The 19,489-nt window shown below is 63.7% G+C and carries 19 protein-coding genes; 9 read left to right on the top strand and 10 right to left on the bottom strand.

The features are described 5' to 3' along the window. Positions 1 to 2: 2 nt before the first annotated feature. Genes H4I92_RS08510 through rho form a run of 3 tightly spaced genes read right to left on the bottom strand, consistent with a single transcriptional unit; the run spans position 3 to position 3,498 of the window. Positions 3 to 734, bottom strand: a complete 732-nt coding sequence (locus H4I92_RS08510) for a ferredoxin reductase domain-containing protein (RefSeq protein WP_077530173.1) — start codon at positions 732 to 734, stop codon at positions 3 to 5. A gap of 33 nt (positions 735 to 767) precedes the next feature. Further along, complete coding sequence (gene ubiD / locus H4I92_RS08505) at positions 768 to 2,234, bottom strand: 4-hydroxy-3-polyprenylbenzoate decarboxylase (protein WP_077530172.1); 1,467 nt, start codon at positions 2,232 to 2,234, stop codon at positions 768 to 770. Position 2,235: 1 nt separating this feature from the next. Further along, on the bottom strand, positions 2,236 to 3,498 hold the full coding sequence (gene rho, locus H4I92_RS08500; RefSeq protein WP_077530171.1) for a transcription termination factor Rho: 1,263 nt from the start codon (positions 3,496 to 3,498) through the stop codon (positions 2,236 to 2,238). A gap of 312 nt (positions 3,499 to 3,810) precedes the next feature. On the opposite strand from rho, the gene moaB reads away from it, so the two are divergent. The 4 genes from moaB to H4I92_RS08480 are packed head-to-tail and all read left to right on the top strand — an operon-like array spanning position 3,811 to position 6,325. Then, complete coding sequence (gene moaB, locus H4I92_RS08495) at positions 3,811 to 4,386, top strand: molybdenum cofactor biosynthesis protein B (protein ID WP_077530170.1); 576 nt, start codon at positions 3,811 to 3,813, stop codon at positions 4,384 to 4,386. After that, entirely contained in the window at positions 4,386 to 5,606 is a 1,221-nt protein-coding gene (locus H4I92_RS08490) for a molybdopterin molybdotransferase MoeA (protein WP_077530169.1), read from the top strand. Before moaB ends, H4I92_RS08490 begins: the two co-directional genes overlap by 1 nt. Continuing rightward, a complete protein-coding gene (moaD, locus tag H4I92_RS08485; RefSeq protein WP_077530168.1) occupies positions 5,599 to 5,859 on the top strand; it encodes a molybdopterin converting factor subunit 1 in 261 nt (86 codons plus the stop codon). The genes H4I92_RS08490 and moaD overlap by 8 nt, the downstream gene beginning before the upstream one ends. Position 5,860: 1 nt before the next feature. Continuing rightward, positions 5,861 to 6,325, top strand: coding sequence for a molybdenum cofactor biosynthesis protein MoaE (locus tag H4I92_RS08480; protein WP_077530167.1), 465 nt, complete (start codon positions 5,861 to 5,863; stop codon positions 6,323 to 6,325). Here the strand turns inward: H4I92_RS08480 and mobA are convergent. Both mobA and trxA read right to left on the bottom strand, forming a co-directional pair. Continuing rightward, complete coding sequence (mobA, locus tag H4I92_RS08475) at positions 6,311 to 6,913, bottom strand: molybdenum cofactor guanylyltransferase (protein WP_077530166.1); 603 nt, start codon at positions 6,911 to 6,913, stop codon at positions 6,311 to 6,313. The genes H4I92_RS08480 and mobA overlap by 15 nt on opposite strands. A gap of 41 nt (positions 6,914 to 6,954) precedes the next feature. Continuing rightward, a complete protein-coding gene (trxA, locus tag H4I92_RS08470) occupies positions 6,955 to 7,281 on the bottom strand; it encodes a thioredoxin TrxA (protein ID WP_077530165.1) in 327 nt (108 codons plus the stop codon). Positions 7,282 to 7,465: 184 nt separating this feature from the next. On the opposite strand from trxA, the gene ppx reads away from it, so the two are divergent. After that, positions 7,466 to 8,980, top strand: a complete 1,515-nt coding sequence (ppx, locus tag H4I92_RS08465; protein WP_077530164.1) for an exopolyphosphatase — start codon at positions 7,466 to 7,468, stop codon at positions 8,978 to 8,980. Here the strand turns inward: ppx and H4I92_RS08460 are convergent. Then, on the bottom strand, positions 8,971 to 10,908 hold the full coding sequence (locus H4I92_RS08460; protein ID WP_077530163.1) for an ABC-F family ATP-binding cassette domain-containing protein: 1,938 nt from the start codon (positions 10,906 to 10,908) through the stop codon (positions 8,971 to 8,973). The two genes, ppx and H4I92_RS08460, sit on opposite strands and share 10 nt — an antisense overlap. A gap of 25 nt (positions 10,909 to 10,933) precedes the next feature. Here H4I92_RS08460 and H4I92_RS08455 point away from each other — a divergent pair, with 25 nt between their 5' ends. Together H4I92_RS08455 and H4I92_RS08450 are read left to right on the top strand one after the other, a co-directional pair. After that, positions 10,934 to 11,440, top strand: a complete 507-nt coding sequence (locus H4I92_RS08455) for a DUF2390 domain-containing protein (RefSeq protein WP_179105663.1) — start codon at positions 10,934 to 10,936, stop codon at positions 11,438 to 11,440. After that, positions 11,440 to 12,174, top strand: coding sequence for a BamJ family beta-barrel-assembly machinery protein (locus tag H4I92_RS08450; protein ID WP_077530161.1), 735 nt, complete (start codon positions 11,440 to 11,442; stop codon positions 12,172 to 12,174). Before H4I92_RS08455 ends, H4I92_RS08450 begins: the two co-directional genes overlap by 1 nt. 9 nt (positions 12,175 to 12,183) lie before the next feature. Here the strand turns inward: H4I92_RS08450 and H4I92_RS08445 are convergent, their stop codons facing one another. Both H4I92_RS08445 and H4I92_RS08440 read right to left on the bottom strand, forming a co-directional pair. Next, a complete protein-coding gene (locus H4I92_RS08445; protein WP_077530160.1) occupies positions 12,184 to 12,657 on the bottom strand; it encodes an Rsd/AlgQ family anti-sigma factor in 474 nt (157 codons plus the stop codon). A gap of 105 nt (positions 12,658 to 12,762) precedes the next feature. Beyond that, positions 12,763 to 13,275 carry a disulfide bond formation protein B gene (locus H4I92_RS08440; RefSeq protein ID WP_143512641.1) on the bottom strand — a complete coding sequence of 171 codons (513 nt, stop codon included), beginning with the start codon at positions 13,273 to 13,275 and terminating at the stop codon, positions 12,763 to 12,765. A 101-nt stretch (positions 13,276 to 13,376) separates the two neighbouring features. Here H4I92_RS08440 and H4I92_RS08435 point away from each other — a divergent pair, with 101 nt between their 5' ends. Continuing rightward, a complete protein-coding gene (locus H4I92_RS08435) occupies positions 13,377 to 13,886 on the top strand; it encodes a flagellar basal body-associated FliL family protein (protein ID WP_077530159.1) in 510 nt (169 codons plus the stop codon). Between the two features lie 310 nt (positions 13,887 to 14,196). Here H4I92_RS08435 and gshA read toward each other — a convergent pair whose 3' ends face one another. Next, a complete protein-coding gene (gshA, locus tag H4I92_RS08430; protein ID WP_077530158.1) occupies positions 14,197 to 15,735 on the bottom strand; it encodes a glutamate--cysteine ligase in 1,539 nt (512 codons plus the stop codon). Between the two features lie 13 nt (positions 15,736 to 15,748). Then, positions 15,749 to 18,097, bottom strand: a complete 2,349-nt coding sequence (locus H4I92_RS08425; RefSeq protein WP_077530157.1) for a Tex family protein — start codon at positions 18,095 to 18,097, stop codon at positions 15,749 to 15,751. Between the two features lie 243 nt (positions 18,098 to 18,340). Here H4I92_RS08425 and H4I92_RS08420 point away from each other — a divergent pair, with 243 nt between their 5' ends. Further along, a complete protein-coding gene (locus H4I92_RS08420) occupies positions 18,341 to 19,423 on the top strand; it encodes a porin (RefSeq protein ID WP_077530156.1) in 1,083 nt (360 codons plus the stop codon). The last annotated feature ends 66 nt before the right edge of the window (positions 19,424 to 19,489 follow it).

The following is a 19,489-nucleotide window of genomic DNA, read 5'->3' as shown; positions in this document are numbered from 1 at the left end:
CCTCAGTCCCGGGGCGCGTATTGCAGTACGTCCGAATGGAAGCGGGCCGGCTCGAAACCGGCGGGCGTCAGGCCATCCAGCACACTGTACACCATTGCCGGTGAGCCGCTGGCGATGATCGTCACCTGACCCAGGTCATGGCCGTCCGCCAGGATGGCCTCCGCCAAGCGTTCATGATGGCAGTCCGAGGCGGCATCCGCCTCACAAACTACCGGCCGGAAGTGGAATCCCGGCCAGTCCTCCTCCCAGCGTTCGGCGGTCCCGCGTAGATACATGTCCCCGGTATCGCGCGCGCCCCAGTATAGGGTGACCGGCTGACCCATGCGGCTGAAGCGCAGGTAGTCCACGATGCTTTTAGCCTGGGCAAACCCCGTCCCCGCCACGACCAGCAGCAGCGGCGAGTTCGGCGGCTCGTTCAGGCAGGCCTCGCCATAGGGCATGGAGATCCGGGCGCAGCCCTCGTGCCTCAGGTACTCCATCACCTCATGGGCGCTCGCCCATTCCGGAGGCGCCTGGATGTGCAGGGTCAGCTGCTCAGCCCCCGGGGCGCTGGCAATGGAAAACCAGGCTGGATCCCGCTCCGGCAGGTGGATGGCCAGGTACTGTCCGGCACTGAAGGGCACAGGGCGGCCCTGAGGCCACTCGAACCGGACCTGATAGATGTCGTTACCGACCTGCCCAATCTCGCTGAGATGGAACAGGTCTGTCTTCGGCTGTTGCGCGTTGGCGTCCATAGTGTCCTCATACGCGGCGCAGGCGGCCGGAGTTCAATCGAGACCGAGCTGAGGCCAGAGATCGTCCACCCGGCGCTTGATCTCGTCACTCATGGTGATAGGTCGCCCCCATTCCCGGTCGGTCTCGCCGGGCCACTTGGTCGTTGCATCCAGCCCCATCTTGGAACCCAGCCCTGCTACCGGCGATGCGAAATCCAGGTAATCAATGGGCGAGTTGTCCACCAGAGTGGTGTCGCGGGTCGGGTCCATGCGGGTGGTGATGGCCCAGATCACGTCCTGCCAATCACGGGCATTGATGTCGTCGTCCACCACGATCACGAACTTGGTGTACATGAACTGGCGGAGGAAGGACCATACACCCATCATCACGCGCTTGGCATGGCCTGGATACTGCTTCTTCATGGTCACAACGGCCATGCGGTAGGAGCAGCCCTCCGGCGGCAGGTAGAAGTCCACGATCTCCGGGAACTGCTTGCGCAGTATGGGCACGAACACCTCGTTCAGGGCCACGCCCAGAACCGCGGGTTCATCCGGCGGACGCCCGGTGTAGGTGCTGTGGTAGATGGGGTTCTTCCGGTGGGTAACGCGTTCCACCGTGAATACCGGGAAGGTCTCCACCTCGTTGTAGTAACCAGTATGGTCCCCGAAGGGCCCTTCCGGCGCGGTGTCATCCGGGTAGATGTAACCCTCGAGGATGATCTCCGCACCGGCCGGTACCTGCAGATCGCCAACCCCGGTGTTAACCAGCTCGGTCCGGGAACCGCGCAGGAGCCCGGCGAAGGCGTATTCCGAGAGGGTATCCGGAACCGGGGTCACCGCCGCCAGAATGGTGGCCGGATCGGCGCCCAGCGCCACCGCCACCGGAAAGGGCTCGCCTGGGTTCTGCTGTTGCCACTGCTGGAAATCCTGCGCCCCGCCACGATGGGCCAGCCAGCGCATGATCAGGCGGTTGCGCCCGATCCGCTGCTGGCGGTAGATGCCCATGTTCTGGCGTTCCTTCTCGGGCCCGCGCGTGACCACCAGGGGCCAGGTGATGAGCGGCCCCGCATCCTCCGGCCAGCAGGTCTGCACCGGGAGCTGATAGAGATCGACATCATCGCCCTCCAGCACCACCTCCTGGCAGGGCGCTGAACGCTTGATCTTCGGTCCCATCTTCATGACCTGGCGGAAGATGGGCATCTTATCGAAGGCGTCGCGGAAGCCCTTAGGCGGTTCCGGTTCCTTGAGGAAGGCCAGAAGCTCACCGATCTCACGCAGGCTCTCGACGCTGTCGCGCCCCATGCCCATGGCCACGCGCTTCGGCGTACCAAACAGATTGGCAAGCACCGGCATGTCGTGGCCAGTGGGGTTCTCAAACAGCAGAGCCGGCCCTTCCCTGCGAAGGGTCCGGTCGGCGATCTCGGTCATCTCCAGCCGAGGGTCTACCTCGGCGGTGATGCGCTTGAGTTCCCCCTGCTGTTCCAGCTGGCTGATGAAGTCCCGCAGGTCGCGATACTGCATCCTAGCGTTTCTTCATCGCCTGGAAGAATTCTTCGTTGGTCTTGGTATCACGCAGCTTGTCGATCAGGAATTCCACCGCCGCCACATCGTCGTCCATGGAATGCAGGAGCTTGCGCAGGATCCAGACCCGCTGCAGCTCGTCCTCGCTCACGAGCAGATCCTCGCGGCGGGTGCCCGAGCGGCGCACGTTGATGGCCGGGTAGGTCCGGCGCTCGGCGATCCGGCGGTCCAGGTGCACCTCCATGTTGCCGGTGCCCTTGAACTCCTCGTAGATCACCTCGTCCATCTTGGAGCCGGTGTCGACCAGGGCCGTGGCCATGATGGTCAGGCTGCCGCCCTCTTCCACGTTCCGCGCGGCACCGAAGAAACGCTTGGGCTTCTCCAGGGCATGGGCATCCACACCACCGGTCAGGACCTTGCCCGAGGACGGGATCACGGTGTTGTAGGCCCGCGCCAGACGCGTAATAGAGTCCAGCAGGATCACCACGTCCTTCTTGTGCTCAACCAGACGCTTGGCCTTCTCGATCACCATCTCGGCCACCTGCACGTGGCGGGCCGGCGGCTCATCGAAGGTGGACGCGACCACTTCCCCGCGCACCGTACGCTGCATCTCCGTGACCTCTTCCGGGCGCTCGTCGATCAGCAGCACCATCAGGTGGCAGTCCGGGGAGTTGCGCACAATGGACTGGGCCATGGTCTGCATCAGCAGCGTCTTACCCGCCTTGGGCGGAGAAACGATCAGGCCGCGCTGGCCCTTGCCGATGGGGGAAACCAGATCCAGGATCCGCGCCGACAGGTCCTCGGTGGAACCGTTGCCGGCTTCCAGCCGCAGCCGTTCTTCCGGGAAGAGCGGCGTCAGGTTCTCGAACAGAATCTTGTGGCGGGTATTGTCGGCCTTGCCGAAGTTGATGTCGTTAACCTTGAGCAGCGCGAAATACCGCTCGCCATCTTTCGGAGGACGGATCTTGCCGGAAATCGAATCCCCGGTACGCAGATTGAACCGCCGGATCTGGCTGGGCGAGACATAGATGTCGTCCGGGCCGGCCAGGTAGGAGGAATCGGCGGAGCGCAGGAAGCCGAACCCGTCCTGGAGGATCTCGAGCACACCATCGCCGTGAATGTCCTCACCGCTTTTGGCGTGTTTCTTGAGAATCGCGAAGATCACATCCTGCTTTCGCGACCGGGCCATGTTTTCGAGGCCCATCTCCTGGGCAACCTCAATGAGTTCGGGAACGGGCTTTTTCTTGAGTTCGGTCAGATTCATAGATTGTCTGGGATTACGTCTGGATGGATAGGATGAAGTTGGTTGTTATCAGACTGCCGGGGAAGCGAATGTCCGGATTGCCCGGGTTCTGCCGATCGGGGCGATTCAGTGAAACCAGGGTCAGAACGGAGATTCCGGGATTGGCGGATGGGTGGGGCACCTACCCGCCTGCCTTAATCAGGAGTTGTCAAAATACACCATTTTCTCTGGCAGTGCAAAACCCCCGCGTTTACCCCACAGGAGGCATTGGTGCGGCCCCCGGCTGCGCTTATCATGGCAGCATCAAGGAACCCTCACAGGAGACCCGACCCGATGGCCTCAGCCAGTGACTTCGCGCCCCTCAACCTCGCCGTCCTGACCATATCTGACAGCCGGGGGCCGGCCGAGGACAGCTCCGGCCAGTTCCTGGTGGATTCGGCCCTGGAAGCCGGCCACAACGTGGTCGCGCGGCGTCTGCTGCAGGACGACACCTGCCTGATGCGGGCGCTCGTCAGCCGCTGGATCGCGGATCCCGGGATCCAGAGTGTTCTGATCACCGGCGGTACCGGCCTGCAGGAACGTGACAGCACACCGGAATCACTGGGCCCGCTGTTCGACAAGACCATCGAGGGCTTCGGCGAGGAATTCCGCCGCCTCTCCGCCCAGGAAATTGGCAACAGCACCATCCAGTCCAGGGCCCTGGCCGGACTGGCGGAGCATACGGTAATCTTCTGCATGCCAGGGTCCACCGGCGCCTGCCGTACTGCGTGGGAGGGCATCGTGCGTGACCAGCTCGACAGCCGTCACCGACCCTGCAACTTTTCCGCCCTGGTTCAGCGCAAACCCGAGCGTGACCTCAGTGGACTGGACCGGACCATCCCGCTGGATGCCGCCCGGGGAGCGAACTGATGGCGGGAACGGACACACTGATCAGCGTGGATGAGGCCCGGGCACAGCTGATGAAGGCTGCCCGGGTTCTGCCCGAAACCGAAACCGCGCCACTGGATGACGCCCTGCAGCGGATTCTGGCCGAGAGCCCGGTTTCAGCGGTGCAGGTGCCGCCGGCGGACAACAGCGCCGTGGACGGCTATGCCCTGCGCGCGGCGGATGCGGAGGCGGGAACATTGCCCGTTTCCCAGCGCGTACCCGCCGGACAGGCGCCGCAGCCCCTGAAAACAGGTACGGCCGCCCGCATCTTTACCGGCGCCGCCATCCCCGAAAGCGCGGACACAGTCGTCATGCAGGAGAACACCGAGACCCAAGGCGACCGTGTCCGGCTTCTCCAGCCCCCCGACGCCGGCCAGAACATCCGCCCCGCCGGCCAGGACATCGATACCGGCGAGACCCTGATCAACGCCGGCACTAGGCTCGACCCCTGGCACCTGGGGCTGCTCGCCTCCGCCGGACTTGCGCGCATCACCACTTTCCGCCCCCTGCGCGTGGCCATCATCAGCAGCGGCGACGAACTGATCCCGCCCGGCCAGCCACTGGCCCCGGGGCAGATCCACAATTCCAACCAGCCCATGCTGACCGCGCTGGTGCGTGCTGCCGGCTGGGAGCCAGTGCCTTTCCACACCATGGCGGATACGCTGGAGGCAACACGGGAGACATTGGCCCAGGCCGCGGAGCAGGCGGATGCCATCATCACCACCGGCGGCGTTTCCGTGGGCGAGGAGGATCACATCCGCGATGCCATCCGGGCACTGGGGGAGCTGGACCTTTGGCGCATGGCCATCAAGCCCGGCAAACCGCTGGCGTTCGGCCATATCGGCGAGACCCCGGTCCTCGGGCTCCCCGGTAACCCGGCGGCGGTACTGGTGACCTTCCTGGTGCTGGGCCGCCCTTTCCTGCGGGCCTGCCAGGGAGAGGACGGCGAACTCATGCCCCGGCCCTGCACCATGCCTGCGGGATTCTCGATGGAACGCCCCCAGAGCCGGCGCGAGTTCCAGCGGGTGCGCTGCCGCTCCATCGAGGGCCGCACCTGGCTCGAGTCAGCGCCTACCCAGAGCTCCGGCGTTCTCAGCAGCGCCTGCTGGTCGCACGGGCTGGCCATCATCCCGGAGCACCAGACCCTGGAAGTCGGTGATCCGGTATCCTTTCTGCCGTTTTCGGAGCTGCTCCATGGCTGAATCCAGTATCGCAATCCGCTTCTTTGCCAGCCTGCGTGAGCGCCTGGGTACCGGCGAGGAACGACTGCCCGCCGAGGGCATTGCCTGTGTCCGTGACCTCCGCGAACAGCTGCGGCAGCGTAGCGATGAATGGGCTGAACTGCTCAGTGACGACTGGGTGCTCACGGCCGTCAACCAAACCATGGCCCGGGAGGAAACGCCGGTGAACCCCGGTGATGAGGTGGCTTTCTTCCCGCCAGTCACCGGAGGCTGAGATGATCCGGATCCAGAGCGAAGCCCTGGCAACCGAGCCGGTTCTGGCTACACTGGAAAGTGATGCGCCAGCGGTTGGCGCGGTCTGCAGCTTCACGGGCCTTGCCCGGGACCTGGGGGACCAGAGCGGCGTCCAGAGCCTGTTCCTGGAACACTACCCCGGCATGACCGAGGCCGCCATCCAGGCCGTGGTGGATGAGGCCGCGCAGCGCTGGAACATCCATCGCACCGAGGTCGTGCACCGTGTGGGTGAAATCCAGGCTGGAGAACGGATCGTCTTCGTGGGGGTCAGCAGCCGCCACCGACAGGACGCCTTTGAGGCCTGCCAGTTCATCATGGATTACCTGAAAACCCGCGCCCCCTTCTGGAAGAAGGAAATCACCGCGGATGGTCACGGGGAGTGGGTGGAACAGAAAACCAGTGACCGCGAGGCGGCCCAGCGCTGGTCGGAATCAGACGGTCTCTGAACGCGACTCGCTGCCGAGGCGCGCCCGGTCCCCGGGCTCGTTCACGTTCAGGAAGCCCTCCTCCATGGCGCTGCAGTCCATCCACTCCGCCTCCAGCTGTTCAGCCAGCGCAAGTGCCCGGCGCTCACCCCGACTGAGATAGCGCTCAACCCGGCCCAGCAGCGCCACCGGGTAATAGCCGTGCAGCGGATGGCGCCAATCGCCGGTGTCCGAGAGACAGGGAATGGCCGGGCGCCGCCGTGCTGCCTCCAGGATCTGGACCGCCCATATGGGCGGCAGCCGTGGCGTATCACAGGGTGTTACCACCACGCCCTGGAAGCCACGCATACGCGCCCAACGCAACCCTTCCACCAGCCCCGCCAGGGGTCCGGCGTCGGCAAAGGCGCGATCAGGCAGAACGGTATCCGCCCACTGCCCATGAACATCGGCGTTGCGGTTGGCACTGATGGCCACTTCGCAGGTCACGGGAGCAAGGACATCGGCCAGGTGAGCGGCATAGGAACGCCCTTCCAGGCGCAGAAGCCCCTTGTCTTCCCCGCCCATCCGTTCACCGCGTCCGCCAGCGAGTATCAGGCCACCAACCACCATAGCGCATCACAGCACCCCGGCAGGCCCGGGGCGAAAGAGAGTTACAGGTTGCTGTCGAGGAACGCCGTCAGCTGGGACTTGGACAGCGCGCCCACCTTGGTGGCGTCCACATCGCCGTTCTTGAATAGCATCAGGGTCGGGATACCCCGGATGTTGAAGCGCGGCGGCGTCTGCTGGTTCTCGTCGATGTTGAGCTTGGCGATCTTGAGCTTGCCCTCGTACTCATCCGCAATCTCCTCGAGAACCGGATGGATCATCTTGCAGGGCCCGCACCATTCCGCCCAGTAGTCCACAAGAACCGGTACGTCCGACTTGAGAACTTCATCTTCGAAGGTGCCGTCGGTCACGCTCACAATGTTGTCGCTCATCGCCCTACTTCCAAATTGCCGCTGTGTGAATGGGAATTGCCCGCCGTAAACCGGCTGTCACCGGGACACGTCGGAATCCCCTCTGTTACATGGGCCGCTCCACGGGTTAGTATCCAAATCAGAAACCAGCCCTGAACACGGCGCTGTTCAGAATATATGGGCTTTCAGCAGGATTTCAAGACAGGTGACTTCCCCAAACAGCTCCCAGGACGCCCCCCGACTGCTGGCCGCCGTGGACCTTGGCTCCAACAGCTTCCACATGGTCGTGGCCCAGGCGGTGCACGGCGAGATCCGCACCATCGAGAAAATGGGCGAGAAGGTCCAGCTCGCGGCCGGCCTCGACCGCGACAACTACCTCTCCGCCGAGGCCCGTGAACGCGGCCTGGCCTGCCTGCAGCGCTTTGCCCAGCGCATCCGCAGCATGAACGCGGAATCGGTCCGGGTGGTGGGCACCAACGCCCTGCGTGCCGCCCGCAACGCCGACCACTTCATCCAGTCGGCCGAGGAAACCCTGGGCTGCCCGGTTGAGATCGTGGCCGGCCGGGAGGAAGCCCGGCTGATCTACCTGGGGGTATCGCATACCCTCTCGGACGATTCGGGACCGCGCCTGGTGATCGACATCGGTGGCGGCAGCACCGAGTTCATCATCGGCGAGCGCTTCGAGGCCTACGAGACCGAAAGCCTTCATATGGGCTGCGTGTCGTTCCGCAACGATTACTTCCCGGACGGCAAAATCTCGCGCAAGCGCATGGATGGCGCCATCACCCACGCGCGCCAGGAGCTGCTCAATATCCAGCAGCGCTTCCGCCAGCGTGGCTGGAGCAGCTGCGTCGGGTCTTCCGGTTCCATCAAGGCCATTGTCGGGGTCGTGAACGAGCTGAACCTGGCCCGCGAGGGCGTGACCTGGGAGGCCATGAAGGCCCTGCGCAAACGCCTGATCGATATCGGCAAAACCGGCAAGCTTGACGCCATCGGCGTACGCGAGGACAGGCGCAGTATTTTTCCGGCAGGCTTTGCCATCCTGTACGCCGCCTTCGAGGCCCTGGGTATCGATTCCCTGAGTTTCGCGGACGGGGCCCTGCGCGAGGGCGTGCTCTACGATCTGATGGGGCGAGACAATCACGAAGACGTTCGTGAACGCACCATCCAGGCCCTCCAGGACCGCTATTCCGTGGACTTGGAGCACGCGGCCGCTATTGAAGCCACGGCGACCCACGCTCTGGAACAGGTCCGCCCCGAATGGGAACTGGAAGACAGCAGCTACGCGAACCTGCTTTGCTGGGCCTGCCGGGTGCACGAGATCGGGCTGGCCATCAGCCATACCCAGTACCACAAGCACGGCGCCTACCTGATGACGCACTCGGACCTGCCGGGCTTCTCGCAGGATGACCAGCGCGCACTGGCCACACTGGTGCGCACCCACAGGCGCAAGTTCAACAATGGCCTGTTCAAGCATCTTTACCCGGATGAGATCCAGCCGATCACACGTCTTGCAGTCCTTTTGCGGCTGGCAGTGCTTTTCCAGCACGGACGCACCGGTGCGGCACCACCACCCTTCAGCCTCAGCGCCAACGGCAGCCGCCTTACGATTTCACTGCCGGATGAGTGGCTGAGCGCGCATCCGCTGACCTACGCGGACTTGGTCAGCGAACGGGAATGCCTGAAACAGGCGGACATCAGCCTGGTGATTCAGGAGTAGGCGTCCGCCTCTAGTGACTCCAGGGCCTCGCTGGCCTCCACCCAGGCCACCTCGGCCTCGGATTCCCGGCGCGCCAGCTCCGCCTGGCGGTCCAGGAGCTGCTTCAGTTCGTCCTTGCGGTCGGCGTCATAGAGCCCGGTATCGCCGAGGGCTTCTTCCACCTCGGCCTTCTCTTGCGCAAGGCGTTCAAGCTCTTTTTCACAACGCTCGACTTCCTTTTTCAGTGGCGCCATCTTCTGGCGCTGCTCGGCGGCGGCTTTCCTGCGTGCCTGCTTATCGGCCGCGCTTTCCTTCACGGCGGGCTGGGGAGCGGATTCCCGGGTGGCCGACTGTTTTCCCGTTCCGCCGGAAGCACGCTCCCCCCCATCGGCAAGCCAGCGCTCGTACTCGTCCAGGTCCCCGTCAAACTCCGTAACGGTCCCGTCCGCCACCCGCCAGAAGGTGTCCACGGTGTTGCGCAGCAGGTGGCGGTCGTGGGAGACCAGCACCATGGCGCCATTGAACGACTGCAGTGCCATGGTCAGGGCCTGGCGCATCTCCAGGTCCAGGTGGTTGGTAGGCTCGTCCAGAAAGAGCACATTGGGCTTCTGCCAGGCGATGATGGCCAGTGCCAGGCGTGCCTTCTCACCCCCGGAACAGTTGCGGATGCTGGCCAGGGCATCATCCCCTCGGAAACCAAAGCCACCCAGGAATTTACGGATGGACTGATCCGACGCCTCGGGCGTCAGCCGCTGCAGGTGCTGGAATGGGCTGGCGTCCAGATCCAGCTCATCCAGCTGGTGCTGGGCAAAATAACCCGGCCGGAAATGTTCCCCGGTAACACGTTCGCCACTGAGCAGCGGTGTGGCCCCGCGCAGCATGCTGATCAGCGTGGACTTGCCCGCGCCATTGACCCCCAGAAGACCAATACGGCTGCCCGGCAGCAGGTGCAGGTGAATGCCGCTGAGCAGCGGCGCACCGTCATAGCCCACGGCGCCACCCCGCACGGTCAGCAGCGGGTTGGAGACCTTGTCCGCCTCCGGGAAGCGGAATTCGAACTGGGAGTCCACGTGTGCCGGTGCGATGGTTTCCATGCGCTCCAGCGCCTTGATACGGCTCTGGGCCTGCTTCGCCTTGCTGGCCTGGGCCCGGAAGCGGTCGATAAAGGACTGGATTTCGGCAACCCGTTTCTGCTGCTTTTCATACTCCGCCTGCTGGCGTGCCAGCCGTTCCGCCCGCTGGCGTTCAAAGGCGTGGTAGTTGCCTGCGTAATAGAACAGCTTACGGTGTTCGAAGTGGATAACGTGGGTCGCCACCCGGTCCATGAAATCCCGGTCGTGAGAGATGAACAGCAGTGTGCCCTGATACTGCTTGAGCCAGTTTTCCAGCCAGTAGCAGGCCTCGATGTCCAGGTGGTTGGTGGGCTCGTCCAGAAGCAGCAGGTCCGAGGGCACCATCAGCGCCTGGGCCAGGTTGAGGCGGATACGCCAGCCGCCGGAGAAGCTGTCCACCGGTCGGTCCATGTCCTCATCGGTGAAGGCCAGGCCGCGCAGCAGCGCCTCAGCCTGGCGCGGCGCATCCCAGGCCTTGAGGTTGTCCAGCTCACCATGGGCGCGGACCATCTCGTTCTCATCGCCACTGGCCTCGGCCCGGGCCAGACGCTCCTCAAGCCGCCGCAGCTCGGCGTGACCATCCAGCACAAAGTCCCGTGCCGTGCGCTGGCTGCCACCCACCTCCTGGGCCATGTGGGCGATGCGGCAACCGCCGGGGACCTGGATCTCCCCGTTTTCCGGCGCCAGTTCCCCCAGGATCATTTGAAAGAGACTGGACTTGCCGGCACCATTACCGCCAATAAGGGCGACACGCTGCCCCGGCTGGATGGTGGCGGAACAGTCCTCGAGCAGCCACTGGCCGCCGCGCTGAAGTGTCAGGTTATTGAATGCGATCATGGCGGCATTCTACAGGAAAGACCCCATGCCACGGCAGGAGCCCCCCGACAATCTGTTACTGGACAATCCTCTCTGGCAGTACGTACTGACCCTCTGGCGTTATGACCCATTCGCACGCCAGTGCCTTGAGGCCCAGAACCAGGGGCAGGCGGTGACGCCCATCCTGGTGGCCCTGTTCTGTGCCGCCCATGGCCGCCATGTGCCGGAGACCGAACCCCAGGGCATCCACCAGTGGCGCACTGGCGTCACGGCCGAGCTGCGTACCCTGAGAATGAACCTGCCCAGGGGCAACGATACCGCCGCATCATTGCGTGACACCGTCAAGCAGGCGGAGCTGGCGTCCGAACAGGTGGAGCTGGCTTGGTGGTGGCAGCATCTGGCGGATGACGGATCCGTCACGCAGCCGGACCTTTCGCCCACGGCCCTCGCCCGTCATAATCTGGACAGCCTCCTCCCGGGGCTCGAGCCAGCCCTTGCCGCATCGCTGGCTGGGCTGTGGCGGGAGATCAAGGAAGCCAACGGAGAACCATGATGACGCGACGCACTTCTCTCGCGCTGCAGCGCAGCACCATTGCCGGCGCCTGCCTGATGCTGGCGGTCGGCTGCAGCGCCGAATCCGATGTAAACCTGGAATCCGAGGACCAGCGGCTCGGCTATGCCATGGGCAAGCTTTTTGCCGACCGCATCCAGCAGGATATGCAGGATCTCAACAGTGATGCCTTTATGGCCGGTGTCCGTGACAGCATGGAAGGCAACGAGGCCCGGCTCTCCGACGAGGCGATCCAGAAGGCCGTCAGCAACTACCAGAAGCGCCTGCAAGATGAAGCCGCCGGCAACAGCTCCGGCCAGCAGGGCGGTACCAGTAGCGGCGGTGATGCCGAGGACAACCTGGCCGCCTCCAGGGCCTTTCTGGAGAAGAACCGCCAGCGTGATGGCGTGAAGACCACCGACTCGGGGCTCCAGTACGAGGTGGTCGAGGAAGGGGATGGTGAATCACCGGCCAAGGACGACCGCGTTACGGTCCACTATACCGGTGAGCTGATCGACGGCACCGTCTTCGACAGCTCCCGGAAGCGCGGTGAACCCGCCACCTTTGGCCTGCAGCAGGTCATCCCGGGCTGGACGGAAGGGCTCCAGCTGATGAACGAGGGCGATCGCTATCGGCTCTACATCCCGCCGGAAATGGCCTATGGCGAGAACGGTCCACCTTCGATCGGCCCCAATCAGGCGCTGATCTTTGACGTGGAGCTGATCGAGGTCCAGTAAGGGCCCCGGTCAGGCCACCTGGTCGGCATGCGCGTTGTGGAGGTTCTCGATCAGCAGATCCTCCAGCTCGAAACGCTCCTCCATGATCTCACCCAGGCGTGAGACACGGGCGTACATGGCGCGCATGTCTTCCTCACTCTTCTCGCTCACCTCAAGCAGATCGTTGAAGGCCAGCATCTCCTGTGTGGTCTTGCTGATCTTCGGATAGACCCGGTTAGCCACCTCGATACCGCCGTCATCGAACTCACGGGCCTCGTTCATGAGCTGCTCATAGACCTCGAAATGGCCGGCGGACACATAATCCAGAAGCTGCTCGCAGAGAGAAGAAAGCTGCTCATAAAGCGGCTCCGTCTGATTGAAATCCGGGCTGTTGCTGAGCCCGCAGTACTGGACGATGAGCTGCTGGCGTGCCTGCAGCCAGCGGTCAACCAGCTCCGTGACGCCGCCCCAGCGCTCCCGGGCATTCTGGCAGTCTTCCAGCATAATTCCCTCCCCTACAACGAATCAGGTGTCTGCGGAGGCCCTTCGTCAGGCCCCCTAACAGTTGTTGTTCAACACCGTGTGCGCTTTCAAATTACCGGAACATTGTCAGTCCAGCAACCCGCGCCGCCGCCGACCGCCACCAAACACCAGCAGGCCGATGCCCGCCAGTGCGGCAAGCGCGAACAGCACAAAACTCCACCCCGGAATGCTCAGCCCCAGGAACTGCCACTGGATCTCGGCACAGCTGCCGGACCCCTCCAGCGCCATCTGGATCACCTCCATCAGCGGGAACGTCTCCCGCAGGTAGTCATAACCCGGTCCACAAGGCGGTACCTGATCGGCGGGCAGGTTCTGGAGCCACAACTGACGTCCAGCCAGGCCCACACCGGCCAGAGCCGGGATCACCATGAAGCCACCACCCAGGCGCACGCCCCAGCCGGTGGGACCGATCAGGGCCGCCAGAAGCGCCACCAGCCCCACGCCCACAAACGCCATGCGCTGGAGCATGCACAGCGGGCAGGGTTCAAGGCCCATCATGTGTTCCATGTAAAGCGCCACCCCCAGCACCGCCACACAGGCCAGCGCAATCAGGGTGAAAACAATCCGGTTGAATCGCATGCCTACTCCTGTGCCCATTCCACGGGGCCGGATGCACAACCGCAGCCGGCCGCCTACAATGGGGTGTAAGTTATCACCCACAATCACGGACAGCATCCCTCATGCGTCAATTCACGGTATTGCTTCTGGCTCTCTGCGCCCCTGTCGCACTCGCTGCAGGAGGCGGAGGGGACGACGGACCGCCGTCCACCTATCTGGAACTGTCTCCCGCTTTCGTGGTCAATATCGGCGACGAGGACGAGGCGGGCAGCTACGCCAAGGCGGAGGTGACGCTGCGCTTCCATGAGGCGGAAGCCCGTAAAAAAGCGGAAGCGCACAAACCCTGGCTGCGCCATGAGGTGGTAATGCTGATGAGCGATCGCTCCGTGGATGAGCTGCGCAGTGCGGAAGGGCAGGACACACTGCGCTCGGATATCCGCAAGGCGGTGAGCGAGCGGCTTGTCAGTGAGGTCCCGGAACTGGAACAGGCTTCAGGGAAGGATCAGGCGGACAGTGAAGAAAATGACGGGTCCAGTGAGGCTGAGGCTGAGGATGAAGCTGAGGGTGAAGCATCGTCCTCCGGCCTGGTGCGGGAAGTGCTGCTGCCCAACTTCATCGTGCAGGCCAGGTAACCGTCCTCCCAGCCCGCCTCCCAGGCGGCGCGAATCACGTCCGTCCAGTAAGGGCAGCGTGACGGCTCCATGTGAACGGACGCCGCCATGTAGCCATGCTCATAGGCCTTGTTCAGCGACTCCAGATCCCATCCCAGCTCCCCACTCCTGGCCATGACCCTGTTCCTCCGGATGCGGTTTATCGGCCCCGGTAACATTCCGTTACCCTCTGCAAAGGACGGTAACAGCCTCAATACTGTCCAACAACTGGACATGCTGGAACTGTGCGCCACTGCCACCCAAGGGGCGGACGCGCTTCACAGGGTTGCACTCATTCCGCCAGATAGCGCGCGAGAAAGGTCTCGAAGTCTTCGCTCTCGCCGTCTTCCACCGCCTTCTGGTCAGCCAGTGACTGGCGAGCCTGTTCCGTCAGGTGAGTATCCCAATCGTCCGTGGCTCGGCCGCGCAACTGCGCCTGCTGGGCAGTAGCCATGCCGAGCCCCCAGTCCACCAGCTCCCGACCTTCTTTAAGCTCACTGAGCAAGCGACCCGAGGGTGTCTGTGCGGGGTCGTCCAACCGAGCGCGCATGGTGGCAAGAACCGCCCGATAACGTTCAGCACCCGGCAGAACCGCGGCTAGCTCTTCCATCCGGTCCAGGATCCGATGCCCCGCCTGCGCCAGCGGTTCCGCGCCCGCACCGAAACAGAAGCGGGCGCCCGGGTCGCGCCCATGGCGAACCACATCCTGAAAGGCATTATCCAGGCTGTCGCACTCGTTATCGTCGATCAACGGGCTGTCGCTGACCAGGCAGTGCAACAGGAACAGGTCCATGAAATCCAACTGGTCCTCGTTCACCCCTACCGCCGAGAACGGGTCGAGGTCGAGGCAGCGCACCTCCACATATTCCACGCCCCTTTCCTGGAGGGCATGCAGCGGCTTCTCGCCGGATTCGGTGGTGCGCTTGGGGCGGATGGCGCTGTAGTACTCGTTCTCGATCTGCAGCACGCTGTCGTTGATCTGGATGCGTTCGCCGTCGCGGAACAAGCCGATCTCCTGGTAGGGCGGCCAGGTAGTGTGGATGGCGTTGTCCAGGGTGTCGGTGTAGGTCTCGAGCCGGTTAAAGCAAATGTCCAGAGAGGACTGGGCCTGGTTGTTGTAGCCCAGATCGCTCATGCGCAGGGACGTGGCGCCCTGCTGGAAAAGTGTGCGGTCACCGAGCGGTGCCAGGCCGGAGCGCCTGCCGTTCATGAAGCTGGTGTCCAGCGCCGGCGAGGCGCCAAACAGGACCATCAGCAGCCAGCTCTGGCGGCGGAAATTGCGGATCAGCCAGAAGTACTGCTGGGTACGGAAGTCCCCCAGCGGGCCGGGATCACCCAGCTGCTGCTGCCACTGCCGCCAGAAGGCGTCGGGCAAAGAAAAATTGTAGTGAGTACCCGCAATGCTCTGCATGATGCGCCCGTAGCGCCAGGCCAGGCCGCGACGGTAGACGGTCTTGAGCATGCCGATGTTGGAGGTGCCGTACTGCGCAATGGGGATGCTCTGCTCGCCGTCCAGGCGACAGGGCATGCTCAGGGGCCAGAGCATCTCGTCACCCAGATGGCGATGGACATAAGCATGGATGCCCTCGATGGCGGCCATCAGTTCACTGGTGGACTCGCACACAGGGGTAACCAACTCCAGCAGGGACTCGGAATAGTCCGTGGTAATCGCCGGGTTGGTAAGGGCGGAACCCAGTGCCTCCGGGTGCGGCGTCCGGGCAATGGCGCCTTCGGAATCCACCCGCAGCCCCTCTTTTTCCAGCCCCTTGCGGAATCCCGGCCAGTCACCGCCGGCAATCGACTCCAGGGCCCTGAAACGGCGTTCCCCCATGCAATACTCCCGGTTAATGCTGTTTGTCGGACTGGCGGGCGCGGGCGAAGGCATCCGCCATGGCGCCACCGGCTTCCGGCTTCTTCGGTTTCGACCCGCGACCGCCGGAGCTGTTACGCCGCTCCTTACCGGCGGGTTCACCCTTGCCGCTGTTTTTCGGCTTTGCGCTGCCCTGAGTGGCCTGCCCGGGCTCATCACCCATGCGCATGGTCAGCTCAATGCGCTTGCGATCCTGGTCCACGGACAGCACCTTTACGGTCACCACGTCCCCGGCACGGACCACATCCCGCGGGTCCTTCACGAACTCATTGGACAGCGCGGAGATGTGCACCAGCCCATCCTGGTGGACGCCAATGTCCACGAAGGCGCCGAAGTGGGTGACGTTGGTGACGTTGCCCTCAAGCTTCATGCCCGGCTCCAGGTCCGCCAGTGTTTCCACGCCCTCGCGGAACTGCGCGTATTCGAATTCCGGGCGCGGATCCCGGCCGGGCTTCTCCAGCTCGTTCAGGATGTCGCGGACCGTGGGTTCACCGAAGCGCTCGTCCGCGATTCTGGCAGGGTCCTGAGCCCGGGTGAATGCGTGATCACCGATAATCGCGCCCAGGGAACGGCCCTCCTTCTTCGCCAGGGCCTCAACGAAGCCGTAGGCCTCCGGGTGCACCGCCGAGGCGTCCAGAGGGTTTTCTCCATCCATGATGCGCAGGAAACCGGCAGCCTGTTCGAAGGTCTTTTCCCCCAGCCGGCTGACCTCCATCAGCTCCCGGCGGCTGCGGAACATGCCCTTCTGTTCGCGGTGGCGGATGATATTCTCCGCAATGCCCGTGTTCAGCCCCGCCACCCGGGTCAGCAGCGGCACGGACGCGGTGTTGAGGTCCACACCCACGGCGTTCACACAGTCCTCGATCACCGCGTCCAGGGTGCGCGCCAGCTGTACCTGGGAGACATCGTGCTGGTACTGGCCCACGCCAATGGACTTGGGCTCAATCTTGACCAGCTCTGCAAGAGGATCCTGCAGGCGCCGGGCAATGGAGACCGCGCCCCGGATGGTCACGTCCAGGTCCGGCAGCTCCCGGGAGGCGTACTCGGATGCCGAGTAGACCGAGGCTCCGGCTTCGTTGACCATGACCCGGGTCACGCCCAGCTCCGGATAGCGTTTGATGAGATCTCCGACCAGCCGGTCCGTCTCCCGTGAAGCGGTGCCGTTTCCGATGGCGATCAGCCCCACACCGTGCTGGCGGCACCAGCCGGCGAGCTGCTCAATGGACTGGTCCCACTGGTTCCGGGGCGCGTGCGGGTGAATGCTCCCCTGATCGAGAAATCGGCCGGTGCCGTCCACGATCGCCACCTTCACCCCGGTCCGCAAGCCCGGATCCAGGCCGATGGTCGCCGTCTTGCCGGCGGGCGCAGCCATGAGCAGATCCTTAAGGTTGCTGGCAAAGACCTGGATGGCCTCGGATTCGGCGCGTTCGCGCAGGCTGCCCATAAGATCCGTCTCCAGGTGGGTGCTCAGCTTGACCCGCCAGGTCCAGCGCACCACCTCGCCCAGCCAGCGGTCTGCCGGGCGCTCCCTGTTCTGGATGCCCCAGTGCGAGGCGATCATGCCCTCGCCCGGGTGCGGTGCGCGGCTGTCCGCCTCCGGGTCACCCACCTCGATGCTGTACTGCAGAACGCCCTCGTTGCGGCCCCGGAAGATGGCCAGGGCGCGGTGTGAGGGCACCTTCTTCAGCGGTTCCCGGTGGTCGAAGTAATCCCGGAAGCGTGCACCTTCCTCTTCCTTGCCACTGACCACCTGCACCCGGAGCTGGCCGTCCCGCCACAGGAAGTCACGCAGCCGCGCCAGCAGGTCCGCGTCCTCGGCGAATCGCTCCATCAGGATGTAACGGGCGCCATCCAGTGCCGACTTCACATCCCCGATGCCCGCTTCGCTGTTGAGGTAGTCGCCGGCCAGCACTTCCGGATCCTGGTTCGGGTCATCGAAAAGCGCATCCGCCAGCGGTTCCAGCCCCGCCTCCCGGGCGATCTGGCCCTTGGTGCGGCGCTTGGGCTTGTAGGGCAGGTAGAGATCCTCCAACCGGCCCTTGGTGTCCGCCGTATTGAGGCTGGCCAGCAGTTCGTCGGTCAGCTGGCCCTGCTCCCGGATGGTTTCAATGATGGTGGCGCGCCTGTCCTCCATCTCCCGGCGGTAACGCAGCCGCTCATCGAGCTGGCGCAGCTGGCTGTCATCCAGCGAGCCGGTGACTTCCTTGCGGTAACGGGCGATGAAGGGAACCGTGGCGCCTTCGTCCAGCAGGGCAACGGTGGCATCCACCTGGCGCTGGCTGATGCCCAGTTCATTGGCAATGGCCTGATTGATTGAGCTCATGGGGAACCGTTTCCGGTGGGTTTGAAGTCCGGGCGACATTATAGCGGTGCGGCCGGACAGGTACAGGCCTCAGTGCGCATCACTCTCTTCCCGTCACTTCCTAGCCCGTAAAAAAAATGTCACAGTTTTGCAACTCAGGATGCTCTGTGTTCATCGCTATTCCGCTGGAAGCGGCGTAAGCGAGCACAGCAGGCATAGCCTTACAACAACCTTTTGATTAACCCATTCATCAGAGACCAAACCATGACACGCAAGCACCTTCTCGCCGCGACCATTGCCGCAACGCTGACCGCCCCCAGTGCCCAGGCTATTGAATTTACCGCTCAGGAAGGCCTCAGCCTGGCGGAGAACACCACCTTTAATCTTTACGGCACCGTTGAGCCCAAGGTGATCTCCGAAAAGAACGGAGCTGGGGATGCTTCCACAGAGCTGGATGATGAGGACTCCACCCTCGGCTTTGCTTTCGAGACCCGGGTCAGCAACGCTGTGACCGCCTTTGGTCAGGTCGAGCTGGAATACAGCAGTGACGACAACAGCAGCGGGCTCGACAACCAGGACAGCGCCTTCCTGGGTGTAAAGGGCGACTTCGGCAAGATCCAGGCCGGCAACTTCGACAGCGTCTACGAGGATCTGATCATTGATGCCACTGAAGTCGCCGAGGATGCCGAAATCTCGGATGAAGCCTTCGCTGGCGAGGACAACCAGATCGCCTACTACAGCCCGGACTGGAACGGCTTCAGCTTCCGCACCCAGGCGCGCGTTCAGGGGCGTGATGAGGGCCCGAGCAGTGAGGACAGCAACGAGGTGGGGCTCTCGATCGCCGGCGGCTACACCGGGGATAACTGGGGGCTATATGCCGGCTATGATGACCGTGCAGCCGACACGACGGATGAAGTTTACAATGCCAACGGTGATCAACTGTACGTTGATAACAATGGCAACCCCATCACCACTGACAATGGCGACCCCCTGAAAAGTTACGTCGGTGAAAATACCTACGGCGTATCCGGCATCTACGGCATCGGACAGCTCGAATTCGGCGCCAAGTACTCGATCCAGGATAACCTGGACGGTGATCCCGCCGGCGACGAAACCACCTTTACCGCCCTGCGCGGTACCTTCAGCCAGGGCCGCACCGAGTACTACGGCGCTGTCCAGCGTGTCTCGCCGGATGACGAGACAACCGTAAACGAACGCGATGAGATCACCCTGGGTGTTTCACACCAGCTCTACGAGCCGCTGAGCATCTGGGCGGAAGCCGGTCAGTACGACCGCGTTGAGGATGAGGGCGACCACGTCATGGTCGGTGCCATCTTCAGCTTCTGAGTCTCAGCCTCAGCCCCACGGTGGCCAGGGGCAAGCCCCTGGCAGCCATCCCCTGCCTCTCTCCAC

The sequence above is a fragment of the Vreelandella halophila genome (assembly GCF_019903425.1).
In the GTDB taxonomy this organism is placed as follows: domain Bacteria; phylum Pseudomonadota; class Gammaproteobacteria; order Pseudomonadales; family Oleiphilaceae; genus Halospina; species Halospina halophila.
Note: the sequence above shows the minus strand (reverse complement) of the source record. Positions and strands in the feature narration are given on the sequence as shown.